Source organism: Pseudomonas sp. HY13-MNA-CIBAN-0226 (assembly GCF_040310305.1).
In the GTDB taxonomy this organism is placed as follows: domain Bacteria; phylum Pseudomonadota; class Gammaproteobacteria; order Pseudomonadales; family Pseudomonadaceae; genus Aquipseudomonas; species Aquipseudomonas gregormendelii.
The window spans coordinates 1-278 of record NZ_JBEOPS010000204.1 but is presented as its reverse complement, the minus strand read 5'-3'; the positions used below and the strand labels follow the sequence as shown (position 1 = coordinate 278).

Here is a 278-nt window from a genome sequence, read left to right as displayed (position 1 = left end):
GCGTTATGGTAACCTGCAATTGCAAGCGACTAAAAGTGGCGAGTTGGATTTGAATGCGGTGACACAGCAAAAGCAAGACGTCAGTAAGCTACGTCAGCAGTATTTTTCCAAAGAAACCATCACCGCCTTCTTTGGTACAGAGGATGACTATGATGATTATAGTATGGAGATGGTCAGAATCAACCAAAATACCCAGTTGTCTGATGCGCAAAAAGAGGCGGCAAAACAAGACTATATTAGCCGCATGCCGGACAACACTACCAAGGCCAATATTGCAC

Annotated in this window: 1 protein-coding gene; it reads left to right on the top strand. The window is 44.6% G+C overall.

Annotated elements, in window-relative coordinates:
* The coding region (locus AAEZ05_RS28420; RefSeq protein ID WP_350649917.1) for a lipase secretion chaperone at positions 1–278 on the top strand (278 nt) is incomplete at both ends.